The sequence below is a fragment of the Leisingera sp. ANG-M7 genome (genome assembly GCF_000813965.1).
Classification (GTDB): Bacteria; Pseudomonadota; Alphaproteobacteria; order Rhodobacterales; family Rhodobacteraceae; genus Leisingera.
Window position 1 is genome coordinate 480,825 of record NZ_JWLI01000006.1, and the last position, 12,999, is coordinate 493,823.

Genomic DNA, 12,999 nt, shown 5'->3' on the forward strand with positions numbered 1-12,999 from the left:
TTTTTCCTCGTCTCATATGTCGCGCAGGTACGTGCCCTGCGATATTCCCATGGCCCCTGCGGGGCCGTTCCATTCCTAACCCAGCACCACCGCGGTGCCGCTGGCCGAGACCATCAGCATGGACTGCCCGACCACTTCGTAATCCAGATCAACGCCCACCACGGCATTGGCGCCCTTGGCCCGGGCGCGGTCTTCCAGCTCTGCCAGCGCGGTTTCGCGCGCATCCTGCAGCTTGCTTTCATAGGCGCCGGAGCGACCGCCGACGATGTCGGTAATGGAGGCAAAGACATCGCGCACCACATTGGCGCCCATGATCGCCTCACCCACCACGATGCCCTTGTACTCGGCAATCTGGTAGCCTTCGACGTTTGGTGTGGTTGTGATGATCATGTCTTGATCCCTTGCTCCAAGTTTCTCACGGCCTGTTCAAGGGCCGCACGATTGGCATTCCTAAGTCTTGCAAGCGGCCGGTGCCCAAACCACCAGCCAACCAGTAAAGCTGGAAAAAGAGCTATGAACCAATACGCTGGGTTCAACACCATATTCCCAGCAAGTCCCAGTCCGCCAATTCCGACTAGCAAAAGAAACGGCATCAGATAAAGCAGAGAGCGCTTCGCCGCCCTAAATTCGGCTCCTCTGTGTTCCTTGAGCATTTCCTGAATGTATTCCGGCTCCGGAGCTTGCAAAATCTTACCCCACAGATCCTTCCAGAGAGATCGCAACCAGTTGCTGCGCTTCCATAGCGAATTCCATCGGTAGCGCTTGCAGCACGTCCTTGCAGAAGCCGTTCACCACCAGGGCCACCGCCTCTTCTTCGTCCATGCCGCGCTGGCGGCAGTAGAACAGCTGGTCGTCATCCACCTTGGACGTAGTCGCCTCATGCTCCACGCGGGAGGAGTTGTTCTTGACCTCGATATAAGGCACCGTGTGCGCCCCGCATTTGTCACCGATCAGCAGGCTGTCGCACTGGGTGTAGTTACGCGAGTTCTTAGCTTTGGGATGCATCGACACCAGACCGCGATAGGTGTTTTGCGCTTTGCCCGCGCTGATACCTTTGGAGACGATGCGCGACTTGGTGTTCTTGCCCAGGTGCACCATCTTGGTGCCGGTGTCGGCCTGCTGCATGTTGTTGGCAATCGCGATCGAGTAGAACTCGCCCTGGCTTTCCTCGCCGCGCAGGATGCAGGAGGGATATTTCCAGGTCACGGCAGAGCCGGTTTCCACCTGCGTCCACATCACCTTGGAGCGGTCGCCGCGGCAGTCGGCACGTTTGGTCACAAAATTATAGATACCGCCCTTGCCGTTCTCATCGCCCGGATACCAGTTCTGGACGGTGGAGTATTTCACCTCGGCGTCTTCTTCGATGATGATCTCGACCACGGCGGCGTGCAGCTGCGCAGTGTCGCGCTGCGGCGCGGTGCAGCCTTCCAGGTAGGACACGTAAGAGCCCTTGTCGGCAATAATCAGGGTGCGCTCGAACTGGCCGGTATTTTCCGCGTTGATGCGGAAATAGGTGGACAGTTCCATCGGGCAGCGCACCCCCGGCGGCACATAGACAAAGGAGCCGTCCGAGAACACAGCCGAGTTCAGCGTCGCATAGAAGTTGTCAGAAACCGGAACAACCGAGCCAAGATACTTCTTCACCAGTTCGGGATGCTCACGGATTGCTTCAGAGATAGAGCAGAAGATGACGCCGGCCTCTTTCAGCTCCTTTTGGAAGGTTGTGCCGACAGACACTGAGTCGAACACCGCGTCCACGGCGACCTTGCGGCCTTCTTCCGGGGTTTCGCCTGCGCCCTCGACGCCCGCCAGAATCATCTGTTCTTTCAGAGGGATACCCAGTTTTTCGTAAGTGGCCAGCAGCTTGGGGTCGACCTCATCCAGCGACTTGGGCTTTACTTCCATCGATTTCGGACGAGCATAGTAATACTGGTCCTGGAAATCGATTTCCGGATAGCTGACCATTGCCCAGTCGGGCTCGTCCATCTGCTCCCAGCGTTCAAAGGCCTGCAGACGCCATTCGGTCATCCACTCAGGCTCTTCGTTCTTTTCTGAGATCAGTTTGACGATATCGGGGTTCACGCCCTTGGGCGCGTATTCCATCTCGATATCGGTTTCCCAGCCGTATTTGTAAGCACCGCCAACCTCGCGGACGGCGTCCACGGTTTCCTGGTCAACACCTTCTTTGACTTGGGTCTGGTCCAAAGCGGCCATTGTCATCTCCTCACTCACGCCGCGCGGGCGCGATGTTTCTTTTCTTTTTGCAGCCACGCCTCGGCAAAGCGCAGCACGTCTTCTTCCGTTGTCTCCGGCCCCAGCGACACCCGTACGGCGCCTTGGGCTGTGGCCTCGTCATATCCCATCGCGGTCAGCACCGCGCTGGCGCGCACCTTGCCGCTGGAGCAGGCGCTTCCGGCACTGATCGCAAAACCTGCAAGGTCCATCTGCATGACCTGGGTTTCGCCTTTCCAGCCCGGCGTTGCAAAACACAGGGTGTTCGGCAGCCGCTTCTGATCCTTCCCGACAAAAATAGTATGGCTTACGCCAGACACAAGCGCCTTTTCTAGAATATTTCTAAGTTCTGCAACCCTGTCCCAAACACCATTTGCCAAATCTTTTGCGGCCGCTTCAGCGGCAGCGCCGAAGCCTGCGATTCCAATGACATTTTCGGTTCCGGAGCGGCGGCCCATTTCCTGACCGCCACCCTTGATCTGCGCAGGCAAATCAGTTCCGCGTTTCATCACCACGGCGCCGATCCCTTTGGGGCCGCCCAGCTTATGCGCCGAAATCAGCGCCATTCGGGCGCCCAGCCAGTTAAACGCCACCGGCAGTTTTCCAAAGGCTTGTGTCGCATCGGTGACTGCCAGCCTTTCGGGCAAGCTCTGCACGATGCCGGTCTCCGAATTGGCAAGCTGAACTGTGGATTTCGCAGGGTCGCTGATTTGAACACCCCCCTCGCCCGTGACCTGCAAGTCCTCGACAGTCCAGGCCCGCACGGCGTCATGCTCCACCGGTGCGCCATGCAGACCACGGCCCGCCAGCGCCAGCGCTGCGCCCTCGGTTGAGCCGGAGGTGAAAACGATATCCGCCCCGTCCGCACCGAAGGCCGCAGCCACCTGCGCGCGCGCCTTCTCAACCAGCGCCTTGGCGGCACGGCCCTCGGCATGCACCGACGACGGGTTGCCGCAGACCTCCATCGCCGCAATCATCGCAGCCTTCGCCTCAGGGCGCAGCAGGGCGGTGGCGTTATGGTCGAGGTAAACACGTTTCATAGAGTCATCTTTTTGCGGGCAACCGCCGCGTCATAAGCCGCCTTGCCCCAATTGGCAAAGCTTCCGCGCAGTTTTTGTGCGGATTGCGCTCCAACCTGACAGGCGGTTCTGTGTTGCCTGACCTGCACCTCAGTCGTCCACCACCGCAAACAGGCTGGGCACAGCCGGGCACGGGGCCAGATCGTTCTTAATCACATCCGACAAGCGGGTCTGGTGCAGGAACACATAGACATGCGCGCTCAGGCCCTCCCACAGGCGGTTGGTCAGCGACTGCGCGCGGCTGCCGGACAAGGCGCCGGATGCCCCTGCCCCCTTGTGCATAGCATCGACAGTTTCATCCACGGCAGACAGCACATCCACCACCCGGATCTCAGATGGGGGCATCGCGAGCCGGTATCCGCCGCCCGGGCCGCGCACCGACTCGACCAGCCCGGCGCGGCGCAGCTTAACAAACAGCTGCTCAAGATACGGTAGCGAGATATCCTGGCGCTTGGAGATATCGCCCAGCGGCACCAGATCGCCCTGCGGCTGCAGCGCAATATCCGCCAGCGCAACCATCGCATAGCGCCCTTTGGTGGAAAGCTTCATATTTTACCCCTCGAAACCAGGGCGCGAGTGCGAAAACATTGACCTTCCCTCCGACTGTGCGTATCTCAGCCTGACGGTGTATGGCGAGGCCAGCGCCCGTGATTAGAACTGTTCTAAGATGCCTGACGGAACCCGTCAAGTATTCTGCCGGCAGACCCGACAACGAGAGTAGGATTTTAACCGCCCATGCCCGAGGTCATCTTTCCTGGACCCGAAGGCCGCCTCGAAGGCCGCTATCACCCGCAAAAAGAAAAAGACGCCCCGATCGCCATCGTGCTGCACCCGCATCCGCAGTTTGGCGGCACCATGAACAACAAGGTGGTCTACAACCTCCACTATGCGTTCTACAACATGGGCTTCACGGTTCTGCGGTTCAATTTCCGCGGCGTCGGCCGCAGCCAAGGCGAATACGACCAGGGCGTGGGCGAGCTGTCCGATGCCGCCTCGGCGCTGGATTACCTGCAGTCGATGAACTCCAACTCCAAGCATTGCTGGGTTGCGGGCTTCTCCTTCGGCGCCTGGATCGGAATGCAACTTCTGATGCGCCGCCCGGAGATTACCGGTTTCATTTCCGTTGCGCCGCCGGCCAACATGTATGATTTCTCCTTCCTGGCGCCCTGCCCGTCCTCGGGCCTGATCATCAACGGCACCGCTGACCGTGTGGCACCGCCCGCGGACACTGCAAGCCTTGTAGGCAAGCTGCATGAGCAGAAGGGCATCACCATCACCCACACTGAGGTGGAAGGCGCTGATCACTTCTTCCAGGAGCCGCATATGGATACGATGATCGGCACTGTATCCGATTACGTGAAGCGCCGCCTGACGGAGAACACCCGCTGATGGGCACAATCGAAACGCTGGCCCAGAAACTAGCGGTCGATACGCTCAAGGTGCAAGACGCCAGTGGTGAAGAGCGGTTTTATGTGGAGGTGGGCCAGGTTCTTGGCGCCGCCTCCCAATCGCTTGAAGAGGCATTTCTAACCGAAATCCGCGTGCGACTGGCCGAACGCAAGGCGCGTGACTTCCTCAACAAGAAAGTCGCCGACCTGCAAGCCCAGCTCGGCACGAAGGGTAACGCGTGAGCGCCCGTCTGGAGGCGCAGTTTGCCTTTCTGCTCGAAGCCGACAAGCTGCGTGGTGTTGAGCGCCAGAACCTGATCATCGATTGCAGCCGTTGCGAAAACTCGGCCGAGCATAGCTGGCACCTGGCGCTTTATGCACTGGCACTTGCCCCGTTTGCCGCGCCGGAAGTGGATGTCTTCCGCGCCATCCGGATGCTGCTACTGCACGATCTGGTCGAGATCGACGCAGGCGACCACCCGATTACCGATGACGTCGACTGGCAGGCGGTGGCAAAGGCAGAGCAGGCGGCGGCGCAGCGGCTGTTTGGGCTGCTGCCAGCCGATCAAGGCGCAGAATTCTTGTCCCTTTGGCACGAATTCGAAACCGCAGAGACGCCCGACTCTCAATTTGCCAAACGGGTGGATCACTGCCAGCCGATCTTTCAGACGCTCTATGGCGCTGCTCCGCTGGACTGGCATATTGATGTGGTACGTCAAAACCTGTTTGGCGGTCGCGCAGCTGCGCTGGAGCAGCACCTGCCGGAGGCCTTTCACCACGCACTGTCGCTGCTGGGTGAGGACACAGGGTACGATTGCAGCCGCCTGACGGCCCGCCTGCCCTTCCTCAATGAGGCCGACAAACTGAAGCTGGTCACCCGCGCCTCCAAACTCGGCGACGGCTCCCGGCATGAAAACTCGGCAGAGCACAGCTGGCACATCATGCTCTATGCTTGGGTGCTGGCGGAACACAGCACTGTATCAGTTGATGTGAACCGTGTGCTGCAAATGCTGCTGCTGCACGATCTGGTGGAAATTGACGCTGGAGATGCACCGATCCACGGAGTGATTGATCCCGCAGCGCTTGCTGCCCTGGCTGCCGAGGAACTGGCTGCTGCCGACCGCCTATTCGGCATGCTTCCCGCCGAGCAAGGCCTGCCCATGCGTGCAATCTGGGAAGAGTTCGAGGCCGCGGAAAGCCCCGATGCGGTTTTCGCCAAATCCATCGACCGGGTTCAGCCCGTGCTGTTGAACCTGCTGAACGGCGGCGGCAGCTGGGTCGATTACGATGTCAGCCTGCCACAGCTCGATGCCCGCGTCGGCGGCAAGGTCAGCCGCGGCGCGCCAGAGGTATGGACCTATGTCCGGGTGCAAATCGAGCCCTGGTTTCGCGAGGCCGGACGCCTTTAAAGGACAGTGCAGCCCCGCAAGCGGGTCTGCATTTCACTCCAGAAACGGTTGAAACGGCTGGGTTTCCGCCCCCTTCGGCGTCAGCATCAGAAATTCCCCCGGCTTCAGCTCATTCCAAGCTTCTCCGGTGTCTTCCAGCGGCTCCGAGACCACCGCCCAGCCCTGCATGCTTTGGCTCCAGCGGTAATAAACAGACGGTGCAATGCTGTCCGAAGAGTAACGCGCTGCATAAAGCGTCTCCCCATCCGACATCGCGGCCGACAGGCGCATGTGGGGAGTCGTCCCGCGCGCCCGTGACAAGCCTTCCATCCGGGCAACCGAACGCTCCAGTGCCCTTTTCGGATCCGCATCCAGCCCCTCCTGCAGGGCCAGCAAAAACAATACTTCGCTGTCAGTCGCACCTCTGCGGTGCTCATACAACTCATCCGGGATGCACATATCAGCGTGGCGGCGGAATTTCTCAAAGCCGCCAACCTGCCCGTTGTGCATGAAGCTCCACTTCCCAGCCGTGAAAGGGTGGCAGTTATTGCGGCTGGTGGCCGACCCGGTGGAGGCCCGCACATGCGCCAGGAACAAGCCCGACTGCACCTGGTGCACCAGCGCCCGAAGATTGCAGTCCGACCAGGCCGGGTAGACATCGCGGTACAGCCCCGGTTCCGGCCTTTGGCCATACCAGGCGATGCCGAAGCCGTCGCCATTGGTGGCGGTTTTGCATTCAACCGCCTTCTGGCTTTGCGCAATCAGCGAATGCGCAGGCGTTGAAATAATGTCTTCCAAAAAGACGTCGGCACCCGTGTAGGCAGCCCAGCGGCACATGCGGCAATCCCCATTCCGTTTCCGGGAATCAGATCAATGTTTCAACCTGACACCCATTATCAGGACAGGTTCCTAAGAATTACCCAATTCACAGTCCAGTGTGCCTGCGCACAATGACGTGTTCATTCCGGACCGTTTGCGGAATCCGGCCTGCCTGTGCCGCTTCGGGACTTCCCCGGCCTGCCAGGATCGGATAGGCGGGAAGTCAGGCTGGCGGAATTACCCGCGGCAAGGGCTTGAAGGAGGCTGAGATGCCGGTTCACTACGTCTACCTGATTATTGCGGTGGCTGCGGAGACCATCGGCACGACGGCGCTGCAGGCCAGCCAGCAGTTCTCCAGGCTCGGCCCGTCACTGATCGTTCTGGTCGCCTATGCCTTCTCCTTCTACATGATGGGGCTTACGCTCAAATTCATGCCGGTGGGCATTGTCTACGCCATCTGGTCCGGGCTTGGCATCCTGCTGATTGCAGTCATTGCTTTCATTGTTTTCGGTCAAAAGCTGGATCTTCCCGCCGTCATCGGCATGGTGCTGATCATGTCCGGGATTGTCATCATCCACCTGTTTTCCAAGTCCTCGGGACACTGATCCGCCGTAGAAAGCGCCACACAGCGGTTTTCCTCTGGCCTTTGTGCGGGGTTCGGGCTATGCGCGGCCCAACTTCCTTACAAAGGCGAACGTCATGGACCTGCGCAACATTGCGATCATTGCTCACGTTGACCACGGCAAAACCACCCTGGTCGACGAGCTGCTGAAACAATCCGGCGCCTTCCGCGAAAATCAGGCTGTGGCGGAACGCGCCATGGACAGCAACGATCTGGAGCGCGAACGCGGCATCACTATTTTTGCCAAACCGACTTCGGTCGAGTGGAACGGCACCCGGATCAACATCGTGGACACCCCCGGCCACGCCGATTTCGGCGGCGAGGTTGAGCGGATCCTGTCGATGGTTGACGGCGTGGTGCTGCTTGTGGACGCCGCCGAAGGCCCGATGCCGCAGACCAAATTCGTGACCTCCAAGGCGCTGGCCCTGGGTCTGCGTCCGATCGTTGTTCTGAACAAGGTCGACAAACCGGACGCCGAACCCGACCGCGCGCTGGACGAATGCTTTGACCTGTTCGCCTCGCTGGACGCCACCGAGGACCAGCTGGACTTCCCGCACATGTACGCGTCCGGCCGTTCCGGCTGGGCCGATGCTGAACTGGACGGCCCGCGCAAGGACCTGCACGCACTGTTCAACCTGATCGTGAACCACGTGCCGGAGCCGAAGCAGATCAAGCGTCAGGACGAAGATTTCCGGATGCTTGCCACCACCTTGGGCAGTGACCCGTTTGTTGGACGTCTGCTGACCGGCCGCGTTGAATCCGGCAAGCTGAAGGTCGGTGCCACCGTGCAGGCGATCTCCCGTATCGGCCAGAAAATCGAACAGTTCCGCGTGACCCGGATCCAGGCTTTCCGCGGCCTGGCCCAGCAGGACATCGAAGAAGCCCAGGCAGGCGACATCGTCTCCATCGCCGGCATGTCCAAAGCCACCGTGGCCGACACCATCTGTGCGCTGGCTGTGGATGAGGCGCTGGACGCCCAGCCGATCGACCCGCCGACAATCACCGTGACCTTCGGCATCAACGACAGCCCGCTGGCTGGCCGTGACGGCAAGAAAGTCCAGTCCCGCGTTATCCGCGACCGCCTGTTGAAAGAGGCCGAAAGCAACGTCGCCATCAAAATCGCCGACACCCCGGGCGGCGAAGCCTTCGAGGTCTCAGGCCGCGGCGAACTGCAGATGGGCGTTCTGATCGAAAACATGCGCCGCGAAGGGTTCGAGCTGTCGATCTCCCGCCCGCAAGTGATCATGAAGGAAGTCGACGGCGTCCGCATGGAGCCGATCGAAGAAGCCACCATCGACGTCGATGACGAATACTCCGGCGCAGTGATCGAGAAACTGACCGGCGCCCGCAAGGGGGAGTTGGTCGAGATGAAACAGGCCGGTGCAGGCAAGACCCGCATCATTGCCCACGTCCCCTCCCGCGGGCTGATCGGCTACCACGGCGAGTTCCTGACCGACACCCGCGGCACCGGCGTGCTGAACCGCGTGTTCCACGGCTGGGCACCGCACAAGGGCGCAATCCCTGGCCGCCGCGCAGGCGTGCTGATCTCGATGGAGAACGGCCAATCCGTGGCTTACGCGCTGTGGAACCTGGAAGAGCGCGGCAAGATGATGATCGGCGCCCAGGCCGACATCTACACTGGCATGATCATTGGTGAGCATTCGCGCGACAACGACCTGGAAGTGAACCCGCTGAAGGGCAAAAAGTTGACCAACGTTCGGGCCTCTGGCACCGACGATGCGGTCCGCCTGACCACACCGATGACGCTGTCGCTGGAAGAGGCCATCGCCTATATCAACGACGACGAGCTGGTTGAGGTGACGCCGAACAACGTGCGTCTGCGCAAGCGCTACCTGGACCCGCATGAGCGCAAGCGGATGTCCAAGGCCAGCGCCTGACGAAAAAGAAACGGCGGCAGAGAGATCTGCCGCCGTTTTTCATTCCGTGTCCTGCAAGACTGTCACCTTGTCGCTCACGGTGACCCTGCCCGGCTCCAACACCTCAGCGTACCAGCCGCCGTGGCCGCGCATCGCATTGTAACCGCCATGGCCCAGCACTTCCTCCATCCGCGAACATGGCGGACAAGGGCCAGTGACACGCAGCACCGCACTGCCGACCCGCAGCGTTGCCTTGCGCAGGGCTGCAAGGTTGATCCCTGAAACAAGAAGATTTCGCCGCAACTGCTCCGGATCAACGGCCTCAAGGCCCGCTAGGCTTGCGATCACCGGGAGGTGTTCCGCCTGAATCAAGGTTACTGCGCGCTTACCTTCTTTGGCGTGGTCCCCTCTTAGACCACCAACGGACATGCCAGTCGCCTCAGGCGCCTGAACCTCTTCACGCCTGCCAGGGCGCACACCAATCCACACCACCCGGCCCGGGGCCGCATGACGCTTCAGCATTTCCGCAAATGCGGTGACCATTACTCGGAGGTTTCCACCACCATCAGCTCGCGCTCAGACGCGCCGCGCGCATGATTCAGGGCTTCCTGGTATTCGGGGCTGTGATAGCAATCCACCGCGGCTTCGATACTGGGGAATTTCGCAACCACGTTGCGCGGGCGCTCCTTGCCCTCCAGCTGCACAAACCGGCCGCCGCGGGCGATGAATTCCCCGCCGTGCGCGGCAATAGCCGGACCTGCCAACTCGGCATATTTGCCGTAGGCATCTGCGTCGGTGACGGTCACATGTGCGATCCAGAGTGCGGGCATCGGAGCCTCCCTTAGTGATGATCTTTCCGGCAGCTTAGGCAGTTTGCCGGAAAGACCAAGTATTTTTTGACCAAATGGTCAGCCCGCCAGCAAAGCCTCTGCTGCCTTGATGGCTTCCTCGGCGCCAGAGAAGTCCTTGCCGCCGCCCTGGGCCAAATCCGGACGGCCGCCGCCACCCTTACCGCCCACTGCAGGGACTGCTGCCTTGAGCACGTCAACGGCAGAGACTTCGCTGGTCAGATCGTCGGTGACACCGGCCGCGACAGCAACCTTGCCATCTTCTTCGGCGATCAGAAGGATCACACCGGAGCCGATGTTCTGCTTGTGCTTGTCGATCAGGCCGCGCAGGTCCTTGCCGGACACGCCCTGCAGCGCCTGGGCCAGGAAATTCTTGCCATTCACGTTCTTGGCCTCGGCACCGCCGCCGGAGCCGCCGCCCATGGCGATTTGCTGCTTGAGATTGGAGATCTCGTTCTGCAGCGCCTTGCGTTCATCCATCATCGCCTTCAGGCGGTCCAGAACCTCCACTGGCTGCGCCTTCAAGGCACCGGCGACCTCTGCCATCCGGCCCGCTTCACGCTCCAGATGCTCAACCGCCGCCGCACCGGTCAGCGCCTCGATCCGGCGCACACCAGCCGATGACGCGCTGTCGCCCAGGATGACAAATGTGCCGATGTCGCCAGTCTGCTTCACATGGGTGCCGCCGCACAGTTCGATCGAGTAAGTATCGCCATCGTGGCCCTTGCCGGTCGGCGCGCGGCCCATGGAGACAACACGGACCTCTTCGCCGTATTTTTCGCCGAACAACGCCTGGGCGCCAAGCTCACGCGCGTCATCGGGGGTCATGATCCGTGTCGACACGGGTGTATTCTGGCGAATGAAGTCATTCACTTCCGAGCCGACCTTGGCCAGTTCGTCCGCGTTCATCGCCTTGTTGTGGCTGAAGTCGAACCGCAGGCGGTCCTCGGCGTTCAACGACCCCTTCTGCGCCACATGTTCCCCCAACGCATTGCGCAGGGCTTCGTGCAGCAGGTGCGTAGCGGAGTGGTTGGCACGGATCTTGCTGCGGCGTGCGTGATCCACTTCCATCGCCGCGCCTTTGCCCACGGCAATCTCGCCCTCGGTCACTTCGGAGATGTGCAGGAAAAGGCCCTCCACCTTCTTGGTGTCGGTGATACGGGCCGCGCCGCCTTCAACGGTCAGCACGCCGGTGTCACCCACCTGGCCGCCGCTTTCGCCGTAAAACGGCGTCTGGTTCAGGATGACCTGCACCGTGTCGCCCTTGGCCGCGGACTGCACCTGCGCACCGTCCTTGACGATGGCAACGATCTGGCCCTCGGCCTTCTCGGTCTCATAACCCAGGAAATCAGTGGTGCCGGCGGCGTCCACGATGTCGAAGTAAACCTTCACATCCGCGGCTTCGCCCAGGCCAATGCCGCCTGCGCGGGATTTCTCTTTCTGCTCTTTCATCGCAGCGTCGAACCCATCGGTGTCGACCTCGATTTCCTTGGCGCGCAGGGCGTCCTGCGTCAGGTCGAGCGGGAAGCCATAAGTGTCATACAGCTTGAACGCAGTCTCGCCCGGCAGCACATCGCCCTTGCCCAGGTCACCGGAGGCTTCGTCCAGCAGTTTCAGACCGCGGTCCAGGGTTTTGAGGAAACGGGTTTCTTCCTGCTCAAATGTCTCTTCGATCAGCGCCTGCCCTTGGCCAAGTTCCGGATAGGCCGCGCCCATTTTCTGGACCAGCGACGGCACCAGCTTTTGCATCACCGGATCGGTGGCCCCCAGAAGCGAGGCATGACGCATCGCGCGGCGCATGATCCGGCGCAGAACATAGCCGCGGCCTTCGTTCGACGGCAGCACGCCTTCGGCAATCAGGAAGGAGCAGGAACGCAAGTGATCCGCGATCACCCGATGATGCACGTTCTGATCACCGAACGGATCGGTGTTGGTGACGTTTGCTGAGGCTTCGATCAGCGACTTGAACAGATCGGTTTCATAGTTGTCGTGGGTGCCCTGCAACAGCGCCGCAATCCGCTCCAGTCCCATGCCGGTGTCGATGGACTGCATCTCGAGGTCAACCATCGAGCCGTCCGCGAACTTCTCGTTCTGCATGAAGACGAGGTTCCAGATCTCGATGAACCGGTCGCCGTCTTCCTCCGGCGAACCCGGAGGGCCGCCCCAGATGTGGTCGCCGTGGTCATAGAAGATCTCGGTGCAGGGGCCGCAAGGACCGGTATCGCCCATCTGCCAGAAGTTGTCGGACGTGGCGATACGGATAATCCGGTCCTCCGGCACGCCGATCTTCTTCCAGATATCAAAGGCTTCGTCATCGGTGTGATAGACGGTGGTGTAAAGCCGGTCCTTTGGAACCTCGAGTTCCTTGGTGATCAATTCCCAGGCAAAGGGGATCGCCTCATGCTTGAAGTAGTCGCCAAAGGAGAAGTTGCCGAGCATCTCGAAAAACGTGTGATGGCGCGCGGTGTAGCCCACATTGTCGAGATCGTTGTGCTTGCCGCCTGCGCGCACGCATTTCTGCGAAGTGGTCGCGCGCTTGTAGTCGCGGGTTTCCACCCCGGTAAAACAGTTCTTGAACTGAACCATCCCTGAGTTTGTGAACATCAGGGTGGGGTCATTGCGCGGTACCAGCGGGCTGGAATCGACAACTTCATGCCCCTGTTTGGCAAAGTAGTTCAGAAAGGTAGAGCGGATATCGTTGAGCGTCGGCATATGCGGGATCTCTTGCGGGCTTAAAACAAGCGTT

At 60.6% G+C, this 12,999-nt stretch carries 13 protein-coding genes; 5 read left to right on the forward strand and 8 right to left on the reverse strand.

Annotated features, from left to right (window positions below; translation table 11 throughout):
- Positions 1-75: 75 nt before the first annotated feature.
- The 4 genes from RA26_RS09720 to RA26_RS09740 all read right to left on the reverse strand — a co-directional run bounded on the left by RA26_RS09720 (position 76) and on the right by RA26_RS09740 (position 3,860).
- On the reverse strand, positions 76-390 hold the full coding sequence (locus tag RA26_RS09720) for a heavy metal-binding domain-containing protein (protein ID WP_039183172.1): 315 nt from the start codon (positions 388-390) through the stop codon (positions 76-78).
- A 300-nt stretch (positions 391-690) separates the two neighbouring features.
- Positions 691-2,214: a Fe-S cluster assembly protein SufB gene (gene sufB / locus RA26_RS09730; RefSeq protein ID WP_039183178.1), complete on the reverse strand. Its 1,524-nt coding sequence runs from the start codon at positions 2,212-2,214 to the stop codon at positions 691-693.
- Positions 2,215-2,228: 14 nt separating this feature from the next.
- The gene (locus RA26_RS09735; RefSeq protein WP_039183181.1) at positions 2,229-3,272 is read right to left on the reverse strand and encodes a cysteine desulfurase family protein; all 1,044 of its coding nucleotides are present in this window, start codon (positions 3,270-3,272) and stop codon (positions 2,229-2,231) included.
- A gap of 129 nt (positions 3,273-3,401) precedes the next feature.
- Entirely contained in the window at positions 3,402-3,860 is a 459-nt protein-coding gene (locus RA26_RS09740) for an Rrf2 family transcriptional regulator (protein ID WP_039183183.1), read from the reverse strand.
- 186 nt (positions 3,861-4,046) lie between these two features.
- On the opposite strand from RA26_RS09740, the gene RA26_RS09745 reads away from it, so the two are divergent.
- Genes RA26_RS09745 through RA26_RS09755 form a run of 3 tightly spaced genes read left to right on the forward strand, consistent with a single transcriptional unit; the run spans position 4,047 to position 6,108 of the window.
- Positions 4,047-4,700, forward strand: a complete 654-nt coding sequence (locus tag RA26_RS09745) for an alpha/beta hydrolase (RefSeq protein ID WP_019296279.1) — start codon at positions 4,047-4,049, stop codon at positions 4,698-4,700.
- A complete protein-coding gene (locus RA26_RS09750; protein ID WP_039183186.1) occupies positions 4,700-4,942 on the forward strand; it encodes a hypothetical protein in 243 nt (80 codons plus the stop codon). The genes RA26_RS09745 and RA26_RS09750 overlap by 1 nt, the downstream gene beginning before the upstream one ends.
- Complete coding sequence (locus tag RA26_RS09755) at positions 4,939-6,108, forward strand: HD domain-containing protein (protein WP_039183189.1); 1,170 nt, start codon at positions 4,939-4,941, stop codon at positions 6,106-6,108. The genes RA26_RS09750 and RA26_RS09755 overlap by 4 nt, the downstream gene beginning before the upstream one ends.
- Before the next feature lie 33 nt (positions 6,109-6,141).
- Here the strand turns inward: RA26_RS09755 and RA26_RS09760 are convergent, their stop codons facing one another.
- Entirely contained in the window at positions 6,142-6,924 is a 783-nt protein-coding gene (locus tag RA26_RS09760; RefSeq protein WP_039183191.1) for a class II glutamine amidotransferase, read from the reverse strand.
- 251 nt (positions 6,925-7,175) lie between these two features.
- Between RA26_RS09760 and RA26_RS09765 the strand changes: the two genes are divergently transcribed.
- Together RA26_RS09765 and typA are read left to right on the forward strand one after the other, a co-directional pair.
- Entirely contained in the window at positions 7,176-7,511 is a 336-nt protein-coding gene (locus RA26_RS09765) for a DMT family transporter (protein ID WP_039183194.1), read from the forward strand.
- A gap of 94 nt (positions 7,512-7,605) precedes the next feature.
- Positions 7,606-9,426 (forward strand): translational GTPase TypA, encoded by a 1,821-nt coding sequence (gene typA / locus RA26_RS09770; RefSeq protein WP_039183197.1) that lies wholly within the window; start codon positions 7,606-7,608, stop codon positions 9,424-9,426.
- A gap of 39 nt (positions 9,427-9,465) precedes the next feature.
- Here the strand turns inward: typA and RA26_RS09775 are convergent, their stop codons facing one another.
- The 3 genes from RA26_RS09775 to alaS form a co-directional block, all read right to left on the reverse strand.
- Positions 9,466-9,948, reverse strand: a complete 483-nt coding sequence (locus RA26_RS09775; RefSeq protein WP_039183201.1) for an MOSC domain-containing protein — start codon at positions 9,946-9,948, stop codon at positions 9,466-9,468.
- Positions 9,948-10,235: a DUF1330 domain-containing protein gene (locus tag RA26_RS09780; protein WP_039183204.1), complete on the reverse strand. Its 288-nt coding sequence runs from the start codon at positions 10,233-10,235 to the stop codon at positions 9,948-9,950. The genes RA26_RS09775 and RA26_RS09780 overlap by 1 nt, the downstream gene beginning before the upstream one ends.
- Before the next feature lie 78 nt (positions 10,236-10,313).
- Complete coding sequence (alaS, locus tag RA26_RS09785; protein WP_039183207.1) at positions 10,314-12,965, reverse strand: alanine--tRNA ligase; 2,652 nt, start codon at positions 12,963-12,965, stop codon at positions 10,314-10,316.
- Between the last annotated feature and the right edge of the window lie 34 nt (positions 12,966-12,999).

What these genes read in the sequence shown, in the direction of transcription:
- RA26_RS09745 (WP_019296279.1), top strand. Translation starts at nt 4,047, where the DNA reads ATGCCCGAGGTCATCTTTCCTGGACCCGAAGGCCGCCTCGAAGGCCGC.
- RA26_RS09750 (WP_039183186.1), top strand. Translation starts at nt 4,700, where the DNA reads ATGGGCACAATCGAAACGCTGGCCCAGAAACTAGCGGTCGATACGCTC.
- alaS (WP_039183207.1), bottom strand. Translation starts at nt 12,965, where the DNA reads ATGCCGACGCTCAACGATATCCGCTCTACCTTTCTGAACTACTTTGCC.
- RA26_RS09760 (WP_039183191.1), bottom strand. Translation starts at nt 6,924, where the DNA reads ATGTGCCGCTGGGCTGCCTACACGGGTGCCGACGTCTTTTTGGAAGAC.
- RA26_RS09780 (WP_039183204.1), bottom strand. Translation starts at nt 10,235, where the DNA reads ATGCCCGCACTCTGGATCGCACATGTGACCGTCACCGACGCAGATGCC.
- RA26_RS09740 (WP_039183183.1), bottom strand. Translation starts at nt 3,860, where the DNA reads ATGAAGCTTTCCACCAAAGGGCGCTATGCGATGGTTGCGCTGGCGGAT.
- RA26_RS09735 (WP_039183181.1), bottom strand. Translation starts at nt 3,272, where the DNA reads ATGAAACGTGTTTACCTCGACCATAACGCCACCGCCCTGCTGCGCCCT.
- RA26_RS09775 (WP_039183201.1), bottom strand. Translation starts at nt 9,948, where the DNA reads ATGGTCACCGCATTTGCGGAAATGCTGAAGCGTCATGCGGCCCCGGGC.
- RA26_RS09720 (WP_039183172.1), bottom strand. Translation starts at nt 390, where the DNA reads ATGATCATCACAACCACACCAAACGTCGAAGGCTACCAGATTGCCGAG.
- RA26_RS09765 (WP_039183194.1), top strand. Translation starts at nt 7,176, where the DNA reads ATGCCGGTTCACTACGTCTACCTGATTATTGCGGTGGCTGCGGAGACC.
- sufB (WP_039183178.1), bottom strand. Translation starts at nt 2,214, where the DNA reads ATGGCCGCTTTGGACCAGACCCAAGTCAAAGAAGGTGTTGACCAGGAA.
- typA (WP_039183197.1), top strand. Translation starts at nt 7,606, where the DNA reads ATGGACCTGCGCAACATTGCGATCATTGCTCACGTTGACCACGGCAAA.